This is a genomic window from Marinitoga lauensis (genome assembly GCF_004135675.1).
Lineage (GTDB): Bacteria > Thermotogota > Thermotogae > Petrotogales > Petrotogaceae > Marinitoga > Marinitoga lauensis.
Genome location: NZ_QHLX01000007.1, coordinates 80,959 through 103,712 on the forward strand (window position 1 = coordinate 80,959; position 22,754 = coordinate 103,712).

General features: G+C 27.1%; 23 protein-coding genes, 1 tRNA gene and 5 pseudogenes. 19 read left to right on the forward strand and 10 right to left on the reverse strand.

What is annotated here, in order from left to right:
* The first annotated feature begins 94 nt into the window (after positions 1-94).
* From DJ007_RS12625 to DJ007_RS12695, 17 genes and pseudogenes are all read left to right on the forward strand, one after another.
* Positions 95-706 carry an ABC transporter ATP-binding protein gene (locus DJ007_RS12625; protein ID WP_129409904.1) on the forward strand — a complete coding sequence of 204 codons (612 nt, stop codon included), beginning with the start codon at positions 95-97 and terminating at the stop codon, positions 704-706.
* Between the two features lie 15 nt (positions 707-721).
* Entirely contained in the window at positions 722-1,165 is a 444-nt protein-coding gene (gene ndk / locus DJ007_RS12630) for a nucleoside-diphosphate kinase (protein WP_129409905.1), read from the forward strand.
* Positions 1,166-1,196: 31 nt separating this feature from the next.
* Positions 1,197-1,307 (forward strand): annotated as a pseudogene (locus tag DJ007_RS20580) (hypothetical protein); the annotation flags it as partial.
* The gene (locus DJ007_RS12635; RefSeq protein WP_129409906.1) at positions 1,271-2,104 is read left to right on the forward strand and encodes a class I SAM-dependent rRNA methyltransferase; all 834 of its coding nucleotides are present in this window, start codon (positions 1,271-1,273) and stop codon (positions 2,102-2,104) included. The pseudogene DJ007_RS20580 and the gene DJ007_RS12635, both read left to right, overlap by 37 nt.
* 68 nt (positions 2,105-2,172) lie before the next feature.
* Positions 2,173-2,325 carry a hypothetical protein gene (locus DJ007_RS14950; protein WP_165974175.1) on the forward strand — a complete coding sequence of 51 codons (153 nt, stop codon included), beginning with the start codon at positions 2,173-2,175 and terminating at the stop codon, positions 2,323-2,325.
* 4 nt (positions 2,326-2,329) lie between these two features.
* On the forward strand, positions 2,330-2,980 hold the full coding sequence (locus tag DJ007_RS12640; RefSeq protein ID WP_129409907.1) for a zinc dependent phospholipase C family protein: 651 nt from the start codon (positions 2,330-2,332) through the stop codon (positions 2,978-2,980).
* Between the two features lie 4 nt (positions 2,981-2,984).
* The gene (gene glgD, locus DJ007_RS12645; protein WP_129409908.1) at positions 2,985-4,097 is read left to right on the forward strand and encodes a glucose-1-phosphate adenylyltransferase subunit GlgD; all 1,113 of its coding nucleotides are present in this window, start codon (positions 2,985-2,987) and stop codon (positions 4,095-4,097) included.
* A gap of 10 nt (positions 4,098-4,107) precedes the next feature.
* Positions 4,108-5,349: pseudogene (locus DJ007_RS20585) on the forward strand (glucose-1-phosphate adenylyltransferase).
* A gap of 12 nt (positions 5,350-5,361) precedes the next feature.
* Positions 5,362-6,446, forward strand: a pseudogene (locus DJ007_RS18290) (DUF4899 domain-containing protein).
* Positions 6,388-7,092 (forward strand): radical SAM protein, encoded by a 705-nt coding sequence (locus DJ007_RS18295; RefSeq protein ID WP_240739611.1) that lies wholly within the window; start codon positions 6,388-6,390, stop codon positions 7,090-7,092. Before DJ007_RS18290 ends, DJ007_RS18295 begins: the two are co-directional and overlap by 59 nt.
* Positions 7,093-7,222: 130 nt before the next feature.
* The gene (locus DJ007_RS18300; RefSeq protein WP_240739612.1) at positions 7,223-7,534 is read left to right on the forward strand and encodes a radical SAM protein; all 312 of its coding nucleotides are present in this window, start codon (positions 7,223-7,225) and stop codon (positions 7,532-7,534) included.
* 13 nt (positions 7,535-7,547) lie between these two features.
* Positions 7,548-8,875, forward strand: a pseudogene (gene rsxC, locus DJ007_RS12670) (electron transport complex subunit RsxC).
* On the forward strand, positions 8,872-9,855 hold the full coding sequence (locus tag DJ007_RS12675) for an RnfABCDGE type electron transport complex subunit D (protein WP_129409911.1): 984 nt from the start codon (positions 8,872-8,874) through the stop codon (positions 9,853-9,855). The pseudogene rsxC and the gene DJ007_RS12675 overlap by 4 nt, the downstream one beginning before the upstream one ends.
* A complete protein-coding gene (locus DJ007_RS12680; protein ID WP_129409912.1) occupies positions 9,852-10,556 on the forward strand; it encodes an RnfABCDGE type electron transport complex subunit G in 705 nt (234 codons plus the stop codon). Before DJ007_RS12675 ends, DJ007_RS12680 begins: the two co-directional genes overlap by 4 nt.
* Positions 10,556-11,173: an electron transport complex subunit RsxE gene (rsxE, locus tag DJ007_RS12685; protein ID WP_129409913.1), complete on the forward strand. Its 618-nt coding sequence runs from the start codon at positions 10,556-10,558 to the stop codon at positions 11,171-11,173. Before DJ007_RS12680 ends, rsxE begins: the two co-directional genes overlap by 1 nt.
* The gene (gene rsxA, locus DJ007_RS12690) at positions 11,170-11,745 is read left to right on the forward strand and encodes an electron transport complex subunit RsxA (RefSeq protein WP_129409914.1); all 576 of its coding nucleotides are present in this window, start codon (positions 11,170-11,172) and stop codon (positions 11,743-11,745) included. The genes rsxE and rsxA overlap by 4 nt, the downstream gene beginning before the upstream one ends.
* A gap of 13 nt (positions 11,746-11,758) precedes the next feature.
* Positions 11,759-12,016 (forward strand): (Fe-S)-binding protein, encoded by a 258-nt coding sequence (locus DJ007_RS12695; RefSeq protein WP_165974176.1) that lies wholly within the window; start codon positions 11,759-11,761, stop codon positions 12,014-12,016.
* A 210-nt stretch (positions 12,017-12,226) separates the two neighbouring features.
* On the opposite strand, the gene DJ007_RS12700 is transcribed toward DJ007_RS12695, so the two are convergent.
* The 9 genes from DJ007_RS12700 to DJ007_RS12740 all read right to left on the reverse strand — a co-directional run bounded on the left by DJ007_RS12700 (position 12,227) and on the right by DJ007_RS12740 (position 20,589).
* Positions 12,227-13,942, reverse strand: a complete 1,716-nt coding sequence (locus DJ007_RS12700; protein ID WP_129409915.1) for a ligand-binding sensor domain-containing protein — start codon at positions 13,940-13,942, stop codon at positions 12,227-12,229.
* A 449-nt stretch (positions 13,943-14,391) separates the two neighbouring features.
* The gene (locus tag DJ007_RS12705) at positions 14,392-15,060 is read right to left on the reverse strand and encodes an RND transporter family protein (protein WP_129409916.1); all 669 of its coding nucleotides are present in this window, start codon (positions 15,058-15,060) and stop codon (positions 14,392-14,394) included.
* Positions 15,039-15,545 carry an MMPL family transporter gene (locus DJ007_RS19460; RefSeq protein ID WP_165974177.1) on the reverse strand — a complete coding sequence of 169 codons (507 nt, stop codon included), beginning with the start codon at positions 15,543-15,545 and terminating at the stop codon, positions 15,039-15,041. Before DJ007_RS19460 ends, DJ007_RS12705 begins: the two co-directional genes overlap by 22 nt.
* Positions 15,546-15,571: 26 nt before the next feature.
* Positions 15,572-15,898, reverse strand: coding sequence for an MMPL family transporter (locus tag DJ007_RS19465; RefSeq protein ID WP_129409918.1), 327 nt, complete (start codon positions 15,896-15,898; stop codon positions 15,572-15,574).
* Positions 15,895-16,506, reverse strand: coding sequence for a hypothetical protein (locus DJ007_RS12720; RefSeq protein WP_129409919.1), 612 nt, complete (start codon positions 16,504-16,506; stop codon positions 15,895-15,897). The genes DJ007_RS19465 and DJ007_RS12720 overlap by 4 nt, the downstream gene beginning before the upstream one ends.
* Before the next feature lie 4 nt (positions 16,507-16,510).
* Complete coding sequence (locus tag DJ007_RS12725; RefSeq protein WP_129409920.1) at positions 16,511-16,936, reverse strand: hypothetical protein; 426 nt, start codon at positions 16,934-16,936, stop codon at positions 16,511-16,513.
* Positions 16,936-17,631: a hypothetical protein gene (locus DJ007_RS12730; RefSeq protein ID WP_129409921.1), complete on the reverse strand. Its 696-nt coding sequence runs from the start codon at positions 17,629-17,631 to the stop codon at positions 16,936-16,938. Before DJ007_RS12730 ends, DJ007_RS12725 begins: the two co-directional genes overlap by 1 nt.
* A 1-nt stretch (position 17,632) precedes the next feature.
* Positions 17,633-18,880 (reverse strand): S41 family peptidase, encoded by a 1,248-nt coding sequence (locus DJ007_RS12735; RefSeq protein ID WP_129409922.1) that lies wholly within the window; start codon positions 18,878-18,880, stop codon positions 17,633-17,635.
* A gap of 53 nt (positions 18,881-18,933) precedes the next feature.
* A complete protein-coding gene (locus DJ007_RS12740) occupies positions 18,934-20,589 on the reverse strand; it encodes a nucleoside kinase (RefSeq protein WP_129409923.1) in 1,656 nt (551 codons plus the stop codon).
* 107 nt (positions 20,590-20,696) lie between these two features.
* On the opposite strand from DJ007_RS12740, the gene DJ007_RS12745 reads away from it, so the two are divergent.
* A tRNA-Gln gene (locus DJ007_RS12745) sits at positions 20,697-20,771 on the forward strand.
* 99 nt (positions 20,772-20,870) lie between these two features.
* A pseudogene (locus tag DJ007_RS18315) lies at positions 20,871-21,751 on the forward strand (LysR family transcriptional regulator).
* Positions 21,752-21,758: 7 nt separating this feature from the next.
* On the opposite strand, the gene DJ007_RS12760 reads toward DJ007_RS18315, so the two are convergent.
* Positions 21,759-22,655 carry a 3-hydroxyacyl-CoA dehydrogenase gene (locus DJ007_RS12760; RefSeq protein ID WP_129409926.1) on the reverse strand — a complete coding sequence of 299 codons (897 nt, stop codon included), beginning with the start codon at positions 22,653-22,655 and terminating at the stop codon, positions 21,759-21,761.
* Positions 22,656-22,754: the final 99 nt, after the last annotated feature.

A 22,754-nucleotide genomic window follows, 5' to 3' on the forward strand; every position in this document is an offset into this window, starting at 1 on the left:
TTGGGTTTTTTATTTATTATAACGTTATCTTACCTTTTTTCTTATATATCTTCGAAAAAATTATTGTCTTTTGATCCAGTAGAGGTGCTTCATAATGAATAATTTAATTGAGATAAATGATTTATATTTTTCTTATGATAAGAAAACAAATGTTTTAAAGAATATAAATTTAAAAATAGAGAAGAATAAATATTATGGAATATATGGACATTCGGGAAGTGGAAAAAGTACATTGCTATTTTTAATGGGGAAAATATTAAAACCATCGTCAGGAGAAATTATATATTCTTTTAATGATAATATAAAAAAACATATAGGTTTTGTATTTCAGTTTTTTAATCTAATAAATGAACTAACGATTTTAGAAAATGCAAAATTAGCTCAATATATTAGAGAAGGAAAGGAAAATTTAAAAGAAATAAGAGAATTTGCAGAAATTTTAGGAATAAGTAGAATAATGAATAAATATCCAGGAGAGTTATCTGGTGGAGAAAAACAGCGTGCAAGTATTTTAAGAGCGGTAGTAGGAAACATAAAAATCGTTTTGGCGGATGAACCAACAGGTAGTTTGGATATGGCAAATAAAATAATTGTATTTGAATTATTCAAAAAACTTATTCAATACGATAAAACAGTTGTTGTAGTTTCACATGAAAAAGAGTTAATAGATTTTTGTGATAAAAAATCTTATTGGAAGATGGATTAGTAAAGGGGAATTTTAATGGAAAGAGAATTTTTATTTTTAAAACCAAATACTGTAAGAAGAGGTTTAGTGGGTGAAGTAATAAGTAGGTTAGAAAGAAGAGGAATAAAAATTGTTGCAATGAAAATGATATGGGCTACAAAAGAGCAGGCAGAAAAATTATATAAAGAACATGAAGGGAAACCGTTTTATAATGAATTAATTGAATTTGTATTATCAGGTCCTGTAGTTGTGATGGTTTTAGAAGGCCCAAGAGTAGTTGAGATGGTAAGACATATTATAGGTAATACAGATCCTTTAAAAGCTTCTCCAGGAAGTATACGTGGTGAATTTGGAATGAGTGTAACAAAAAATATTGTTCATGCATCAGATTCTCATGAAAATGCTGAAAAAGAAATGAGGATATTCTTTTCTGAAAATGAAATATTAAATTATAAATTGGATGTGCAACACGACTTATGATAATTATAAAATTAAAAAAAGATAAAGAAAAAAAATAAAAAATGGGTATTTATGGATATTCAAAGATGAAATTGAAGAGATTACTGGAGAAAAAAAGATGGCGAAATCTGCAATGTATTTTCCCATAATTTTGAGTTTATAGGCAAAGGAATATTTTCTCATTCATCAAACATAGCTGTGAAAATTTTATCTTTAAGTGATGAAGAAATAAATGAAAGGTTTTTTTATAAAAAATTTATAAAATCTTTGAAATTAAGAAGAGGATTCGGCAATTCATATCGTTTTTTTCATGCTGAAGCAGATGGAATTCCGGGATTAATTGTGGATAAATATGAAGATTATTTTGTTATACAATTTCGAAATAAAGGAGTAGAAAATAAAAAAAATGAAATAATAAGCGCATTATTAAAAATATTCAACAAAGAAATAAAAGGTATTTATGAAAGAAGTGACTTTGAAACGTCATCAAAAGAAAACCTTGAGAGAAATGTTGGATTAATATGGGGAGAAAATCCACCAGATAATTTTATTATCGAAGAAGAAGGAATAAAATATATAGTTGACATAAAAAATGGTCAAAAAACGGGCTTTTTCTTTGATCAAAGAAAAAATAGAATTTATATTAGACAATTTTCAAAAGATTCAATAGGGTTGGATGCATATTCATATACTGGTGGTTTTGCATTAAATATGGCAAAATATGGTGCGAAAAAAGTGGTTGCTGTAGATAAAGATGAGTATGCACTTGAATTATTAAAAGAAAATGCAAAAATAAATAATATAGAAGATAAAATAGAAGTTATATATGATGATGTAGAACATTTTCTTTTAGAAACAAAAGAAATATTTAATTTAATGATGCTAGACCCACCGTCATTGATAAAAAAGAAAACAGAAAGATTTAAGGGGTTCGAATTTTTAAAAGAATTTCAGAATTAGGAATAAAAAGATTAGACAATTATGGGATTTTAAGTTTGTGTAGTTGTGCATATCAAGCAGATATATCCTTGTTAATCGAGTCATTAAGAAGAAGTGTTGAAAATCAGGGTATTGGATTGCAAAATATTGATATTATAACACAATCAAATGATCATCCATGGATACTTCAAATTCCTGAAAGTTTGTATTTGAAATGTTTATGGATTAGAGTTCTGAGGTGATAAAATGCCCAGCATACTGGCTCATATATTATATTCTATGAAATCTCCTCAAAAAATTTGGGGCCCTGAATTATATTTAGGGGCACAGGGTCCAGATGTTTTTTTTTATGTTAATGAAAAAAAATATGTAGAATTGGGTAGTAAATTACATGAATTAAATAGTTCATATTATAAAAACATAATGAAAGATTTTCCAGAAAATTTTTATTATGGTTATATATCACATATGATTTTAGATGAAAAATTGCATTCGTTGATAAATTCATATTATTCAGATCCAATATTACATACTAAATTTGAATATAATTTTGATGAAATACTATCTTTGCGTTTTTTAGGTACACATTTTATTGAAAATAAATGGTGGAAAATATTAAAGGTAAATAATATAGAAAAAATATCAAAAGCCTTTGATTTAATGTTGAAAAAAGAATTTGGTATAAAAAACGTTAGTTATAAATATGCATACGAGAAAATGTTGAAAAATATAAAAATATTATTTAATTATCCGTATTTCAAAAAAAATGTTTTATCTAAACTTTTTAAGTTTTTCGGAAAAGATTATACTTATTTATATCCTGAAATAGTTGATGAAGATAGAGGTAAATTAATTCAACTTGAAAAAGAATTTCTTTTGACTCTTAAGGGGGATTGATAAAATGAAAGTTTTAGGTTTAATTTTAGCAGGTTCATCAAGAAGTGGTATTAAAGAATTAACAAAGAAAAGAGCAAGTGCAGCAGTACCTGTTTTTGGTAAATATAGAGCTATAGATTTTACATTAAGCAATTTTGTAAATTCTAAGATTAAAAAAGTTGGAGTATTAACCCAATATTATCCAAGAAGTTTAATGGATCATCTTGGAAGTGGTAAAGAATGGGATCTGGATAGAAAAACTGGTGGACTGTTTATATTGCAACCTTATTTCAAAAATAAAGAAGAAATACCAGTTTATAAAGGAACGGCCGATGCAATATTTCAGAATATGACACTATTAAGGAGAGGCGATGAAGATTTTGTTTTAATTGGATCAGGAGATCATATATATAATTTTGATTTTACAAAATTATATCATTATCATCTGTTAAACGCTGCGGACATTACTATTTTAACTAAGGAATGCAAGGATAATAAGCTTATTAATACATATGGTCAGGTGGTAACAGATGAAGATGGAAGAATTTTGGAATTTCATGAAAAACCATCGGAGACAATATCAAATAGAATATCTCTGGGAGTATATTTTATAAATAAAGCATTATTAATAGAATTATTATATACGTCAATACCCAGTGGTGGGAAAGATATTGTAAGGGATATTATACAACCTAATCTAAAAAAGTTAAGGGTATTTTCATATAATTTTGAGGGTTATTGGTCAAATATAAAAAAATCAATAGAAGCATATTACAATACAAATATGGATATTCTCAGAGAGGAAGTAAGAAAGGAACTGTTTTATTCAAACAAAATATATACTAAATTAAAGGATTATGCTCCACCAAAGATTAATATCAATGCAAATATTCAAAATGCGTTTGTTGCTGATGGTACCATAATAAATGGAACTGTAAAAAATTCCATAGTTTCCAGAGGTGTAAGGATAAAAGCTGGAGCTATTATAGAAAATTCGATAATATTACAGGATACTATTATATCCGAAGGAAGTTTTATAAAGAACGCCATTATAGATAAAGATTGTAAAATTAGAGAAGGGAAAAAAGTTATTGGTGAAAATAAAATAGTGGTAATAGAAAAAGGCACGATTTTATAGGGGGATACAGATGAATGTTGTAGCTTTAATATTAGCAGGAGGTCAGGGAACCAGACTTGGAGCTATTACTGAATATCTTGCAAAGCCAGCGGTTCCATATGGCGGTAAATATAGAATAATAGATTTTGCTTTAAGTAATTGTGTTAATTCAGGAATATATAATGTAGGTGTATTAACCCAATATAGACCACATGTATTAAATAAACATCTGGGTATAGGTAAGCCATGGGATCTGGATATAAAATCTGGAGGATTAACTATTTTACCTCCATATGTAAGTAATACCGATCAATCGTGGTATAGGGAACAGCAGATGCTATTTATCAAAATATAGAGTATATTGACAGTTATAATCCTGATTTTGTTGTAATATTATCGGGAGATCATATATATAAAATGGATTATAATGAAATGATAGATTATCATATAGAAAAAGGAGCAGATGTTACCATAGCCTGTATGGAAGTACCAATAAGCGAAGCATATAGATTTGGTATTATGGTCACAGATTCTTTTGGTGAAATAACGGAATTTCAGGAAAAACCTTCAGAGCCACGAGGAAATCTGGCTTCTTTAGGTATTTATGTATATACATGGTCAATCTTAAAAAATTATTAATTGAAGATTCAAAAGATTCTAATTCTGAACATGATTTTGGAAAGAATATCATTCCGAAAATGTTAGAAAACAAAAATAAATTATATGCATTTAATTTTGAAGGATATTGGAGAGATGTTGGGACGTTACAATCTTATTGGGAATCTAATTTAGAATTGTTAGGACCAATGCCTATGTTAAATATACATGACGTAAATTGGAAAATATATACTCAATCAGAAGAATTACCTCCAGCTTTTATATCAAATGAAGCAAATTTGTCAGGATCTTTAATTAGTGAAGGCTGTGAAATATATGGAGAGGTTCATAATTCTGTATTATTTCAAGGGTAATTGTAGAAAAAGGAGCTGTTATTAAGGATTCGGTAATAATGAATAAAGTAATAATAAGAAAAGGAACATATATTGATAAAGCCATTGTTTGTGAAAATACTGAGATTGGCGAAAATGTGAATATTGGCCTAGGTGAATTTAAAGAGAATCAATTTAATAGTAAAATATATAATACTGATATAACCCTAATCGGATTCAATGTAAAAATTCCATCAAATATAAATATTGGGAAAAATGTTATTATAGGAAATTATATAAGTGAATTTACAGGTGATATACCTTCTGGAGGGTATATAATTTAGGGAGGCGGAATAATGGATTTTTACGCTGTAAAATTTTTTGCCACATCTTCATTAACAGCTGAAGTAATAGTAGGTTATATGTTTGGAAAACAAAAAGGAACACCGGAATATAAGGTTTTATCCATACCTAAATCAAAACTCCCAAAATTTGAATTGCCAGATATAAATTTATCTTATATTGAATATAAATCTAAATTAGAAGAATTATATTATACAGCTATAAAAGATTCAACAGTATTGGATTTAAACAAACAATTTTTGGCATTTGTTCAATCTACTATAAAACGATATGGTCCAGAAATAATAAATGCAAAAATGTTCTTAGGTGTGAGAGATTCAGATGTAGCCATAATAAAAGCTATATTATCTGAAATTTTTGAAGAATGGGAAGGAGAAGTTAATTTAAGAATAGTTGCAGAAAAATTAACTTACCAGGATTTAGTATGGTTAATGACCCAGAATAGAAGTTTTAGCGAAAAAGAAAAATCTTATCTAAATAGAGTTGACGTATTATCGTCTCCTGAAGTATTACCTCTTTCAGACCCATTAAATGGAATGACTATAAATAATCTTGATGTAGGGATCCGGTTTATTCATTGGTTATAGATCCTGTAGAACCTGCAAATTTAAATAGGTTAAAAGAGCTTTATCCAGATAAATTTGATGAAAGTGGGAAAAATGTTTTACCGATAGAATCTAAATTAATAGCTAAAGAGTTAATACCCGGAACTGACTATTATTTTATAAAAATGGACCTTGGGAATGGACTTATAGGTAAAGCTGTTATATCAAAGAATTTAAAAATGATGGTAGATTCTAATAAAATAGAAGAAATGCATAGAAAAAGAGAAGAATACTTTAATCCTCCCGAAGATAAAATAATAGGAGATATCTTAAAAGATTCTATTGCAGGATTAAAAAGAGAGGCAAATCTTCCAGAAAATAAAGTAAAAAGCAGTGATATACTAATTATTTTTGGATTATCAGTTGGACTAATAATAGGTGCAATATTGTTGGGAATTTGGCTAGGGTATTTTAATGAATATACAATCTTTAATTTTAATAATTTCTTTAATAATTATAGGTATTGTATTTAACTTAGTTATGATAAATTATCTATATATAAACTCAATATATAGAAAAAATGTATTTAAAAGAGATCTAGAAGAAATAAATAAAATAGAAAATAGTTTATATAATAAAAATTATAATGAAGAGATTATTTATAATACTAATTCAGCAACATTGATAAAAATCACCTTTGATGATAATATAGAAGGGTTATTATTCGGGAGGAATAAAATGAAAATTAAATTATCATACGCCACAGCTGTTCTATTAGGACTTAAAAAAGGAAAAATCCATTTTGAAATGCCAACAGCTTATTTAATGTTAGGAGAAAAATGTATATATAATTGCAGTTTTTGTGCTCAAGCTAGAGAAGCCAAATCAGATAAAGACTACCTGTCAAGAATTAAATGGCCAGAATATTCATTAGTTGAATTTATAGCAAAAGTAAAAGAGAATAATCCATTTAAAAGATTTTGTATTCAGGTGGTAAATTCCGAAAATTATTTTGAGAAATTAAAAATTTTTTTAAATGAGATAAAAGAATTAGATATTTTAAAAGCAGTATCTTTACGACCAAAAAATATGAAAGAAGTAGACGAGATATTTAGATATGATATAGATAATCTGGGATTTCCATTGATTCTGCAAATAAAAAATTATTTTCTAAAATAAGAGGGGGAGTTTCGACTCTCTCTTTAACATTTTAATAGAATCTTCAAAAAAGTATCCAGGTAAGATAACAACGCATATAATAGTTGGTTTAGGGGAAAGCGATGAAGAATTGGTAGACTTAATGCTTGAAATGAAAAAATATAATATTTTAGTTTCTTTGTTTTCATTTACGCCGATTAAAGGAACAAAATTTGAGAATGTAAAACCTCCTTCGTTAGAAAGGTACAGAAAAATACAATTTGCTAGAGAAATAATAGAAAAATATGATGTAAGTAAAGATGATTTTGGTTTTATTGATGGGGTTTTAATAAAATTGCCAGATTTAAAAATTTCTGTGGAAGAAGCTATTAAGACAAGTGGGTGTAGTTATTGTACCAGACCATATTATAATGAAAAACCAAATAAAACATTATATAATGTACCACAAAAGAGGAAATATTGAAAGGAGGAAGGAAATGGCTCTATTGACTTTTAAGGGAGGAGTTCATCCACCAGAAAAGAAAGAGTTGGCAGAACACAAAGAAATTAAAGTTTTGCCATTGCCAGAAAAAGTATATATTTATACTACAAACCACATAGGAGCACCAGCAAAAATTTTAGTGGAACCTGGTCAAAAAGTAAAAACCGGGCAAAAAATTGGGGAAGCAAATGGATTTATTTCCGCTAATATTCATTCTTCAGTGACTGGTGAAGTAGTAGAAATAGTAAAAATGACAAATGCGGCATCTGGAACCAAAAATGATGTTATAGTAATCCAGAGAACAGATGAAGATGATTGGGAATTAATTCCAAATCATGGTGATTATACAAAAAATCACCAAAAGAAATAGTTGAAATTGTAAAAGAAGCAGGAATTGTTGGTTTAGGTGGAGCTATGTTCCCTTCTCACGTTAAAATGTCTGTTCCTGAAGGGAAAAAAGCGGAATATTTAATTATAAATGCTGCAGAATGTGAGCCTTATATTACTATTGATAACAGAATGATGTTAGAAAGATCAAAAGAAATTGTAAAAGGTATAAAGATTATTATGCATGCTACAGGTGTGAAGAAAGCTTATATTGGTATAGAAAGCAACAAACCAGAAGCTATAGAAAAAATGAAGGAAGCAGTTTCTGGAGAACCAATAGAAGTTAAAGTATTAAAAACAAAATATCCACAGGGTGCAGAAAAACAATTAATATATGCAATTACAAAAAAAGAGGTTCCATCTGGCGGATTGCCATTAGATGTTGGAGCAATAGTTTTCAATGTTTCAACGACTTATGCAATATATGAAGCTGTTGAAAAAGGAAAACCATTAATAGAAAGAGGTATTACATTAACTGGAGAAGGTGTAAAAAATCCTGGTAACTTCATATATAGAATAGGTACTTTAGCAAAAGATTTATTAGATCATGTAGGCTTAGTTGAGGAAGAAAAAATAGATAGAATATTATATGGCGGTCCAATGATGGGAATTCCATTACCAAGTATAGAATTACCAACATTTAAAGGTAATAACGCTTTAACTGTAATGACTAAAGAAGTTGCACCTAAGAAAGAGTTATATCCATGTATTAGATGTTCTAAATGTGTCCAGGTTTGTCCTATTAATTTAATGCCATATTTATTAAAAATGCAAGTAGAAAAGAGAGAATATGATAAAGCCTTAGAATATGGTCTTATGGATTGTATTGAATGTGGCTCATGTTCATTTGCTTGTCCAGCAGGAATTGAGTTGGTAAAGACATTTAAAACTGGTAAAAAAGTAGCAAGAGCTTTAAAAGGGAGGGCAAAAAAATGAAGTTGAATGTTGCAGCTGCACCACATTTAAGATCTAAAGATAGCGTAAGAGCTGTGATGGTTGATGTATTAATCGCCCTCATACCATCATTTATAGTCTCTACATGGGTGTTTGGATGGAGAGCTTTATGGATTATGCTCTATACTATGCTTTTAGCAGAAGGTATGGAATTATTTATAATGAAGGTTTTAAGAAAACAAAAGAATTTCAAACCAGATTTTAGTGCATCAGTTACAGGATTGCTATTGGCTATGAATTTAAGTTTAGCTGTAAACTGGTGGCAAATTCTTATAGGAACATTTGCCGCAATTGTATTAGGAAAACATGTATATGGCGGATTAGGAAAAAATGTCTTTAACCCTGCATTAGTTGGAAGAGTTTTCATGTTAATATCATTCCCTGTAGCCATGACAACATGGTATAGACCATTTTATTTTAAATATGATACTATTACAACTGCAACACCTTTAGCTATTTTAAAAGAAAAAGGTGTTTCAACTTTGGCTAATTGGCCAGATTATACAATTAATCTAAAAACATTGTTTATAGGAACAGTTCCAGGTTCTATAGGTGAAGTTAGTGCATTAGCATTAATAATAGGTTTTATATATTTAGTTGTTAGAGGAAGAATAAAAATTTGGATTCCTATAACATATATTTCAACTGTATTTGTAATTTCATCAGTCTTTTATTTGGCTGACCCGACAAAATATGCATCTCCATTATTCCATCTATTTGCTGGTGGTTTAATGTTAGGAGCATTATTTATGGCAACTGACATGGTAACAAGTCCTATGACAGTTAAAGGACAGGTAATTTTTGGATTGGGATTAGGATTAATAACAATGACAATTAGACTTTTTGGAGGATATCCAGAAGGCGTATCTTTCTCAATTTTAATTATGAATGCATTAGTACCTCTAATTGATATATATGCAAAACCACGTATATTTGGAACTACAAGAGGTGGTAAAAAATGAAAGAATACATGAAAACAGGATTTATATTAATGTTATTTATTGTAATTTCGGGTTTCATTGTTTCTTTAGTTTACGTATCAGCTAAACCAGCTATTGACAATGCTGAATTACAAGCTAAATTAAAAGCTATTAAAAAGGTTTTACAAGATTCCAGAGGTGAAGGTTTATTGATAGCTCAAAAAGACATTCCAACATCTTCAAAAGAATTAAATTCAGCAATTTGGGATTCAAATGAAAGTGGCGTGGTTTATTCTAATGAAAAATCAAAGGTTTATTCTCCTGTGTATAAATATGTAAATTCAAAAGGTCAGGAAATATATATTTTAACAGTATCAAGTATTGGTTTTGGTGGAGAAGTTATATCTGTTGTATCCTTTGTTAAAGATAAAGAATTATATTTTAATAATTTAGAAGTAATTTCATATTCTCAAGAGACACCAGGCTTGGGAGCTAACATTGCTGAAGAGAAAGTAAAAGAAAGATTTTATCCAATTTCTTATAAAGGATTGGTAAATGGAGTAAAAGTAAATAAAGATGCAGGAGTTATTTTAAGTACTCCAGAACAAATAAAAGAAGGAAAAGAAAAAGGTATAGTTCAAACAAGTGATATAATGACAGGTGCGACAATTACACCAAGAGCTGTTGCGAATTCAATAAATGTAGGATTTGAATACCTCAAATCCAAAGGGGTGATTCAATAATGGCTAATATAAAAAATTTAAAAGCAGGATTATTTCAACAAAATCCGACTTTTATACAGGTTTTGGGAATGTGTCCAACACTTGCTACAACGACGAATGCAGAAAATGCACTAGGTATGGGTTTAGCAACATTAGCTGTTTTAATTCTATCCAATATAGTTGTATCTTTAATAAAAAAATGGGTACCTAAAAATATCAGAATACCTATTTACATAGTTGTTATAGCTTCATTTGTTACTATGGTTGATTTATTAATGCACGGTTATACATATGACTTATGGAAAACATTGGGTTTATTTATTCCGTTGATAGTTGTTAACTGTATCATTTTAGGTCGTGCTGAATCATTTGCTTCAAAAAACAGCGTATTGGATTCTATATATGATGCATTAGGTATGGGGTTGGGTTTCACGGGTTCATTGATATTATTAGGATCAGTTAGAGAATTATTAGGTAATGGCACAATTTTTGGATTACCAATTTGGGGCGATGCAATGAAATTATATGTTATGATACTTCCACCAGGAGCTTTCCTTGTATTGGGAATGTTATTGGCTATGTTTAATTCCATTGGAATACATAACAGAAATAAGGCAAAGGCTGGTGAAAAGAAATGAAATTATTTTTTATATTTCTTTCAGCAATATTAGTAAATAATTTTGTTTTATCTAAATTTTTAGGAATTTGTCCATTTTTAGGAGTATCCAAAAAGATAAGTTCTGCATCAGGAATGTCAATGGCTGTAATTTTTGTTATGGTTATTTCAAGTGTAATTACATGGTTTTTAAACCTTTTACTGGTTAAATTAGGGTTAGAATTTTTAACTACAATAGTCTTTATTTTAGTTATAGCAACATTGGTTCAATTTATAGAATTTTATATAAAAAAGGTTTCACCAAATTTATATGAAGCTTTGGGTATTTATTTGCCTTTAATTACAACTAACTGTGCTATTTTAGGATTAGCATTAATTAACGTAATGAATAATTATACATTGATAGAGACAATAATTTATTCTCTTGGTGCTGGATTAGGCTTTGGAATGGCTTTAATAATATTCTCAGCCATCAGGGAAAGAATGGATTATTATGATGTTCCTGAACCATTTAAAGGAACAGCTATTGCCTTAATTACTGCTGGATTATTGTCAATGGCATTTATGGGATTCTCAGGTCTCATAAAAATATAAGGGAGGAATTCTTATGTCTATAGTTATAAATGCAGTAATATTACTTGCAATATTAGGCTTTTCCGCTGGGGCATTTTTAGCGTTTGCTGAGAAAAAATTTGAAGTGAAAGAAGATGTAAGAGTTATATTTGCTGAAAATTTATTACCAGGAATAAACTGTGGAGCTTGTGGTTATCCTGGATGTTCAGGATTTGCAAAAGGTTTTGTTAATGGAGACGTAAAAGCAGATGGATGTCTTCCTGGGAAAAGACAGGGGTTCCAGAAAAATTAACAAAGTTGTCTAAAATGTCAGATGATGAACTAAACAAAATATGGGAAGAAATTGGAGAAGATCCAGATAAAATAAAAGAAAAATTTTAAAAAATTAAGGAGCTTATTTAAGCTCCTTAATTTTTTTTATTATTATTCTAAAATAATAGTAGAATTTTTATATTTCCTGGATTTGATTTTTAAAAATTAACCGTTAAAGTAGTAGTAAATATTATAATAAGTTCCTTAATTTTTCTATTAATAAATTCTTAAAAATCTCAACATTTGAATTATTTTTATGTTTTATTATAAAATTTAGCCAGTTATAAAAAATGTGAAAGTCGTTTTTAATCAGAGAATTATTTAATATACTTATTTTATCTGGATTGATATTATTTAATGTATCAATATATAAAGTAATGATTTCTTCAATATATTTATTTGCCTGATTTACTGTATATTCATTTTCAATAAGTTTGGTTAAGTAAAAATTCTTTAGAGTAATAAGATCATAATTCTTTATAAAATCTATATAATCAACAGAAATTTCAATTTTAATAATTGAATCAGAACCACTTTGATTAAAAAATGTATTTCCCTTCAAATCTTTAATATATTTTTTAATCAATATAATATCGTATAATTTTATATCTGTTTTGTCGAAGTGGGATTGGTTATTTAATAATAAAATATAATCATTAAAAATATTATCTTTATCAATTATTTTAATTTCCAATACACAGTTTTTTATTAAAGAGTATGATATAATGATATTTCCGTTTTCTTTTTCTTTTAAAATTAGAGCCAGTATTTTGTACAGTACTTTATGCAGTTTATCTTTATTAGAAAAAACAAAGGGATTTTCAACATTTATATTTTTTTTGATTTTAATATCTTTTTTTGCAATATAAAAAGATAAGAAATAGACAAGTTCGCTATGAAATTTATTTATATCAAAAAATTCAAAATAACCTTGTTCGAATCTATCAGAATTAAAAAGAAAAATATTTTTAAATTCTTCTATTAAATAATTAATTTCAGAAATATTTTTTATTATCAAACTTTTCTCAATATCTTTTGGTAGTTTTATATTTAAAGAATTAACAAGATTTTGAATAGGGGTATTAATGGAAAAAATAAGATCATTTATCAAAGAATTATTCTTATTTTCTATTTGTTTAATACGCATCTCTAATTCTGAAATTTTATTTTCTTTGTTCTTTAAGGTAGCAATAATATTATCGATCTTTGTTTTTAAAGAGATACCGATATCTGTATTTAATTTAACATTATTTTCATTAATGGAATTTAATATTAAATTTAGATCTTTTAGAGAATAATAATAATTTTTTTTCAAAAGCAGAAATAAAGTAAAAAATAATATAGAATTAATAATAATATATAAAGATAATTTATCTATAAATAACATATTCAAATTTTTATCTGGAATAATATAAAACAACATTTTTTTGTATGGGATAAAAAGTTGAATTTTTGATTTAATTGAATCTGGAGATTTTACATTTAAACTTTTTTCGAAAAATAATCTATTATTGTATTTTAAAATTATAATACCATTTGTGATTAAATTAATATAATCAATGTATTCAAATAGGTTATAAGCATAAATATATCTTTTATTTTTTATTTCAATGTTACTATAGAATAGATTATCACCATTAATATCTTTAAAATCAGAATATATAATTCTATCATTTTGGAATATAATTAATTTAAAAGGCTTAAAAATAAACTTCTGATAATTTATATAATGCACAATGCTTTCTTTCATTTTTTCATCCAATTGAAATATTGTATTTTTTAAGTATTTTGATATATTCTTTTGTTCGTAATTATCAATATCAATTTTTATTAAAAAGATTAGTGAAACAAAAGAAAGGACAATGAGTAAATGAATAAACATAAGTTGTTTAAGTGAGTTTTTCATATTTTCACCTCGAAGATTAATATATATTTATTATAACACAAATAAAAAAAACGGATCCAACGGATCCGCTAAATGTCTATCCATCTATTTCAGGGGGGATAGGGGGATTTTCTTTTTACAACAATAGTATACAAAAATAAATGTTACTTTTCAATACCAGAATATTAATTGTGAATTTTCAAACGTAACAAAAAAGGTAGTTATGTAAATTTCATTTTTTCAATGATGGGATAAGTAAAACTGTCATTGCCCATACTATAGAAATTCCCAAAACCATAGTTAAACTAAACTGTTTAAGCAATTCTCCCTTGATAATTGAAAGGTAATAAAAGAGGATATTGTAGTTAAAAATGATAATGTTGTGGCTTTTAAAGTATGCCAATAATGAACCTTATCTTCGTCAATAGCATGAAAGATGTGTATGTATCCATCAACCCCTATTCCAAATATTAAGGGAGTGAAATTATCGTTAAAAATGTTGCTTTAATGTCAAAAAAGTAAATAACTCCAAAAGCTGATAAATTTGTAAATATTAATCCAAATATAGAAATTATAGTTTCTTTAAGCGATTTTCTTGAAAAAAATGTGAGTATACCTATCATAAATACTGAAAATAATATTACATAGTAAAATCTACTTTCAATAATATACATTAATTTATATAAGGCTTTTTTATTACCTAAAAAACGGTTTAAGTATTTGCTCAAAGAATCAAAAAAATATTTCATACCGTTATTGGAATTTAAGTCAATAGAAGGGGTGACATATACAATGAAATAATCCTTACCATCTTTGTTAATTAAAATATTTTTTCTTAAATTTTCAGGAATTAATTCAGTTATTCCTATTATAAAATCTTTTTCATTTTTTGATCTAGCAGCAAGATCTATTATTTTTAAAGTTTCTGAGTAAATCCCGTATTTTTTTAGAACTGCAACTGCAAATGGGTCATTTACTAATTCAGATATTTCCTGTGTTTTTATTTTTAGTTTTTCAAAATCACCCAATTGTTTTTTTAAAATGTCTAAATAACTTTCAACTTTAGATACATATGGTGATTTTTTTAAATCTTCAATTATTTTTTTTGAATCTTCATCTATTTTAACAATAAACTGCATCTCATTAAATAGAGATGTGCCAAAATGGTTTGCGATATCTTTGAAAACTTTTGTACTTTCTGCGTTTGTTGGAGCAAGTCCAGGGGAGTATATGAAAAATTAGAGAAATTAATTATACCAAATATGGAAAAAAAGATAACAAAAATTAAAAGAAAAGGTAAAATAAATTTCTTTCGTTTAGGAATCCATTTACCAAGTTTTTGAAACCATATATTAATTTTATTTTCTCGATACGTTTTAAGAATAATATTTCTGAATGGATAAAATGTAATAGGTGTAATGAATATCATTATAATTGCAAAAACAAATAGTCCGATACTACTAATTAAAGCCATTTGTGTAAATGCAGGCAATTTCATGAATATTAAAGATAAAAATACAAATATTGTTGTTAATACACCAAAAATAACAGGTATTAATACAGTTTCGTAGGTTATAGCCAGTGCTTCTATATAGTTTTTTCTTTCTTTAAATTCTGTAATCAAACGACTTGTAATATGAATGCCGTAATCTATCCCAGACCTAAAGTTATAGCTGCAACAAAAGAAGTTAAAATATTGAACTCTTTAAATACAATAGTTGATAATCCTAAAGTAACGCCTACAGAAATTAGTAGACTGATAAAAACTAAAACGGTAGTAATTATATTTCCAAATGTAATATAAAAAATAATGATAATTAGTATAATAGATAAATACGTAGTAATAGAAAAGTCAAAAGAAACTGTTTTATTTGCTTCATATGTATATATGTAGGCTCCAGTTAATCCGGTTTTTATTGAGTAATCTTGGTTTATATCAGCTAAAATTCTTTTTACTTTCGGTATAATTTTATTCACAAAAACAAGATTTGAAGTAGGCTCTTTAAATGTAACCCCATAACCATGATTTTTTTATCTGGAGATAAAGTATAATAACCCAACATTGGGTCAGTTTCTTTAGAACTTTCAAAATTTTTATTTAATTTATCTAATAAATATATAGTGTCATTAATATATTCGAATGATTTAAAATCATAAGGGTTAATATCTGAAAAAGCATTGAATGTATCTTTGATATTATTCATTAATTCGTCAATTAATCTCGAATTAGAAATATTCAAGAACCCATAAGATAATAGTAAAGAAACATCAGTTTTTGCTAAATCCTTGAATTCTGGCAAATTTTTCATTCGATTATAAAAATCAAGGGCTAATTTTTTATGATCAATATTATGGTTTATATAAAAAGCAACTATCATTACTTCTGATTCTGATTGTTGGGCTAATTCTTTTTTATATGAAATAGCAATAGGATCATCTTTTGGAAGTAATTCCAGAAGATCAGAATTTATCTTTAAGTTTTTTAAATTGTATATAATGCCAAAAGATAATATAAAAAATAGTATTAATAACCATTTATAATTTTTTGTAAGAAATTCAGAGATTACTAAATATTTTTTTTTCATGGTTTCATCTCCACAACATAATGTATATTAATATATCTACGGAAGTTCCTATAATCAAAGCATAAAAATTTTTATTCTTAAGATCTTTATATCCCTTTAATAATTCTATCCAGATGAATGGAATTACTAAATAATATTTGAAAAATGAGAAAAAACCCAGTAATAAAATGGGTGAAAGTGAAAGCATATAATATGGAAAAATAATTCTAAAATCTTTTATAGGGTAAAAAAATGCTCTTAAGACATTATTAATAAAAATAAAGAATATCAAAATAATGCTTTTTAAAATAAAAGCATATAAAGAGATGTATTTAAAGAATGGTGAAAACCAGAAATAAAATAGAATAATAAAACCAATAAAAATTGTATCATATTTAATATTTTTTATTTTGTTAGGTAAAAATAGAATTTTAAATATATTATTAAACATTAATGTATTCCTCCAGTATATACTTTCATGTCATAAGTTACATTTATTCCTAATTCAATAAACACATTTAAAAGTGGACGAACACCAGGGTTATTAAGAATATTAGAGTCAAGAATAATACCATTCTCTTTTTTTAATTTTTCCAAAATTTCTGTTTTGAAAGAATATGGCTTATAATTCTCTTTATCCATAACAAAATATTTTAATTTCAAAAAACTTAATTCTTTTAAAGTTAATTTTGATAGGTCAGTTACAGCGATTGTTGGATAATTTATTACTGTGAAATTTTTTGAATAAGCAATATTCTTGTTTAATTGAAGACCGTAAAAAGTTAATTTTTCATTATATTCTTTTAGTGTTGAATCAAATGATTTTAAAGTAGTTTTTAATTCATCATATATTTCACTATTAATTACAGCAATAGAAATATGATTGTTAGAATAATTTATATGTATTTTACCAATAAAAACTCCAAGATCTTTAATAACAAAAAATAATCTCGATAAATTTTTAGATTCATTAATCATTGAGATTATATCATTTTTTATATCATTATGATAATTTTTTATAGAGTATGAAGGGATTGGTTCTCTAATAATAGTTTTTATCTCAATTGTGCCAAATAAATAATATATAATGATACTTAATAAAAGAATGGTAATAGAAAAAACTATTACCATTCCATATATCCTCAATTTATTTTCCTCCCATCTTCAAAACTTCAATAGCTTTTAATAATTGTAAATCATTTTCTAAATCAACAACCGCTTCAAAAGTTGTTGTGTTTTTAGCTTCCATTTGCTCAACATTCTTAACCTCTTTTTTGGGATTTTCAACAACAATATCAGGTTTTATTCCCTTTAAATGTATATCATGGCCTGCAGGAGTAAAATAATGTCCTATAGGTAACCATACTTCTCCACCGTTTTCTAAAGGAATTGGTCTTTGAACGGCAGCTTTACCATATGTAGTTTTTCCAACTACAGTAGCTATATTATTATCTTTTAAAGCACCTGTTAAAATTTCAGACGCTGAAGCTGAAGATTTATTAACTAAAAGCACAATTGGTAATTTATCTAAAAAATTAAAATGTTCATATGTTTTTGGTTTTATAACCTCTTGAGAACCATCGAAGTATCTTACAGTAACTATTGTCTTATCTTTTATGAACATACTTGCAATATCAATTGCAACATTTAAAAAACCTCCTGGATTATTTCTAAGATCCAGAATAATTCCGTTAACATTTTCTTTTTCGATAGCCTTTAATGCTTTTTGCATTTCAGAGGCACTCTTTTCACCAAAGTTAGTAAGTTTAATATATCCTATTTTATAATCACCGCTATTGAAAACTTTATATTTTGCAGTTACGGTTTCTATCTTTGCTCTTACAAGAGTTATTTTCTTAGGTTCCTCCCAACCATCTCTAAAAACTTCGATCTGCACTGTTGAACCAGGCTTTCCGCGCATCTTATTCACTGCACCAATATAACCAATTTCTGATACCGGAGAACTATCAACACTTATGATCAAATCATCCGCCTGAAGCCCAGCTTCATAAGCTGGAGTTCCGATCATAGGGCTAATTATTCTGATAGCTTTAAGTTTTGAATCATAACTTACTAATATTCCTAATCCGCCATATTCTCCTGATTCTTCTATTTTGCTTTCAGTTACCTGTTGTGAATCCAGATACCATGCAAAAGGATCGTTTAAACCTTCAACCAGTCCATTTAAAGTAGAATCAAGTACTTTATCGTAATCGACTTTATCTTTTTCATAATAAATGTTATTGATATAATAAAGAAGAGTATAAATAGGGTTCTGAAATTTTTCTAAATATAATTTTTCAATATCTTTTTGGTTATTAGTATTTGCCCATAATAAGGCAAATGAAAAAATAATAAGTAATACCACAACAACATTCTTTAATCTTTTGTTCAAAAAAATCTCTCCCTTCATATATTTGAATTTTAATAATATTTTTTAGTAAATATTTAATATTTGAAAGTACTTCTTCCAATAAATTCTCTAATAATTGATTTTTTGGGTATTTCCTCTAATTCTGTTATAGGTAAGAAATAATCAAGGAATTTTAATAATCTTTTTGCTTCAGAATATTCTTTATTTTCATTTGTTACAGAGAGTAACAGCGGTTCAGCAAATATCTTTAATACTGAAAGTTCGTAAATTAAATTTGAATTAAACATAACGTCCGCTTCTTCTTGATACGGGAAAATATTCTTGTCTTCGCCTTTACGAACATTAGGCCACATTTTTAATGTTGCAAGTGCAGAATGTCCTCTAAATTTAAAATCTCTTACGATTCTTCTTATTAATCTGGTGTCAGTTGTCGTAATTCTATTCATCGCATCAAGGTTCATTTGAGTTAAAGCGCTAACATAAATTTTGTATTTAAATTCTTTTGGTATACTTTCAGTCAATGTTTCATTTAATCCATGAATTCCCTCAATTATCAATATTTGATTGTCATCAATTTTTATCTTTTTACCACTTTTTAAGCTTTTTCCATGCACAAAATCAAATTTTGGAAGTTTAATTTCTTCTCCTTTTAATAATTTTTGTAAATGAGTGTTAAAAAGCTCTAAATTTAAAGCATATATTGATTCAAAATCATAATTTCCATTCTCATCTTTTGGTGTTTTTTCCCTATCAACAAAATAGTCATCTAACGAAATAGGTATAGGTTTCAAACCGTTCACTTTTAATTGAAGAGCTAATCTTTTTGCAGATGTTGTTTTTCCGGAAGATGATGGACCGGCAATTAATACTATTTTAACATTTTTTCTTTTAATGATTTCATCAGCGATTTGAGCATATTTTTTTTCATGTAATGCTTCTGAAACTCTTATTAATTCAATAACTTCATTTGGTCCTTTGGTAATTAATTCGTTTAATTCCCCAACTGTACTGACTTCTAATATTTTTAACCATTCTTTATATTCATTGAAAGTGAAAGAAAGCTTTGGATAATGTTTATATTCTGGTACTTCATCCGGAACTTGTGGAGTGGGATGTAATACTACAAAACCATCATCGATATCTTTTAAATCAAATTTATTTATATATCCAGTAGATGGAGGCATATAACCATAAAAGTAATTAAAGTATTTATCGCATATATATATATTGACTTTATCTTTTTTTCTATACTTAAATAAATCGGATTTATCCTGCAAATCCACATTTTCAAACATTTTTATTGCCCTAAACTTGTTTACAGTAGATTTTTCAAAAGGTAAATCCCTTTCTACATATTCTAACATTTTCTTCTTTAAATTTTCAAGTTTTTTTTGTGAAGGTTTGCCATCTCTTAATTCACAATAAAGGCCATTTCCTATGGAATGATGAACATATAATTTATCTTGAGGATATAAATCTTTTAAAGCCATATATAATAAATATAAGACACCTCTTTGATAAATTCTAAACCCATCAAGTGTAGATGTATCTAGAAGTTCAATAGGCCCTGAATCTTCTATAAATTTATTTAGCTCTTTTATGTTATTATTATGTTTAACAGCTAAAATAGGTAAAGGATGTGTTTTTTGAATTTCTTTTATAATATCGATGTATTTTTTTCCTTTTTCTACGTATATGATTTCGCCATTAAATTTTAATTCATATCGCATATTTTTTCCTCCTTTTAATTTTTATTTTTTGTAATAATCTTATTTGTTTTCAGAAACAATGAAGGTATTGACAAATGTAAAAAATATGATATAATAGTTACTGTGATTGGGGCGTGGCCAAGCGGTAAGGCGGCGGATTTTGGCTCCGTTATTCGGTGGTTCGAATCCATCCGCCCCAGCCAGAGCCGGCATGTGCCGGCTTTTTTTGTTATCAACTACCAGAAATTTGTTGCAGTGTAATTATATCATAAATTTCTATTTTTTAATATAGGAATGAGAAAATGGACCTTTTACAATTGAAATATTTTAGGGAATTGGCTTATTGCCAACATATGATTGAAGTATCAGAAAAATTACATATTTCTCAACCATCATTAAGTATAACAATAGCAAAGCTCGAAGAAGAGCTTGGAGTTAGGTTATTTGATAGAATAGGTCGAAAAATAGTTCTTAATGAATATGGAAAAAATTTTTTAAAACATGTGGATAATATTTTTAATGAATTGAATTTTGCTATTAAAGAAATAAATGAGTTAAAAGAAGAAAACTCCAAACATATTACATTAGCCACAACGGGAGCTTCTTTTTTATCTGAATTTATAGTAGAATTTTTAGAAAATAATCCAGATATAAATATAAAACAATTTATAACCCATTATGATGAAGCAGAAAAGCTTTTAAAAAAGGGAGAAATAGATTTTGCAATAACTCATCCGACATTGAAATCAGAAAATATAAAAACTATTGTTTTATTTGAAGATGATATTGTAGTGGCTCTTCCAAAAAAACATCATTTATCAGCAAAAAAGAAATAGATTTTTGCGAACTTAAAAATGAGAATTTTATAAATCTGGTTGAACATTATGATTTTAGAAAAGTAACTGACAAAATATATAAAGAAATAAAATTTAAACCTAAGATAATAGTTGAAGGTGAATATTCGTTGCTAGAAAAAATGCTGGAAAAAGGTGTCGGAATAGCAATAATTCCGGAAAGTATAGTGAAGCAATATCCTGGGTTTCCAGCTAAAACAGTAAAAATAAAAAGACCTGAGATAAAATGGAAAGTCGGAATTTCATGGTTGAAAGACAGATATATGAATGATGCATTTAAAAGATTCAAAACATTTATGTTGGATTATTATAAAATAACTGAGGGTTAACCCTCAGTTATTTTAAAAATTCTGGATTTTGATATTCAGGATTTGGATATTTATAAAATCCTTCACCAGTACTTACTCCGAGTTTGTTTTTATCAATAAAATTCTTTTTAATTTTTTCAGCTCTGCTTAATATTTTTTCATCTTTCAGTTTTTCACCACGCATTTTTATGATATTATACAAAGTATTCATACCGATTAAATCAATTATTCCAAAAGGACCAAATTTTGCTCCAGTGCTAATCATCCATGTTTTATCAATATCTTTATAATCAGCAACTCCATCGAAATATAAAGTTTCTGCAGCATGTAATAATGGAACTAATAAAGAATTTAAAACATAACCGCTTTGTTCTTTCTTTATTGGAATAGGGATCATACCTATTTCTCTTGCAAAATTAACAACAATATCAAATATTTCTGGTGATGTTTTTTTATGTCCCATAATTTCTCCGATATTGGCTTCCCAAACTGGATTTGCAAAATGTAATGCAAGGAATTTTTCTGGTCTTTCCGTGTAATCTGCCAATTGCGAAGGCAACATAGTTGAAGAATTAGTGGTGAAAATAGTTTTTTCAGACGCTAAATTGGAAAGCTTCTGGTATGTATCCCTTTTTATTTCAAAAATTTCTGGAACTGATTCACTTATTAAATCAGCATCTTTAATTGCTTCTTTAAGATTTGTAGTATATTGTAATCTTGAAAATGTATTTTCTATTTCATTACTTGTTGCATTTTTATGAAGTTTAAAATATTCGCTAAAATTTCTATGAAAATTTTTTGCCTTTTTTAATGATTCTTCGCTAATATCATAGACAATGACATTAAAACCTTTAAATGCAGTTTGCCATGCAATTTGTGATCCTAATACCCCAGCACCAATAATAGTAACATTTTTTATTTGCATACTTCCCCTCCTAAAATTTTAAATTTTTAATTTGTTAGAATATTAGAAAATTCTAAAATTCTAACATTTAAAATTATATTACCAGGAGAGGAAAATGTC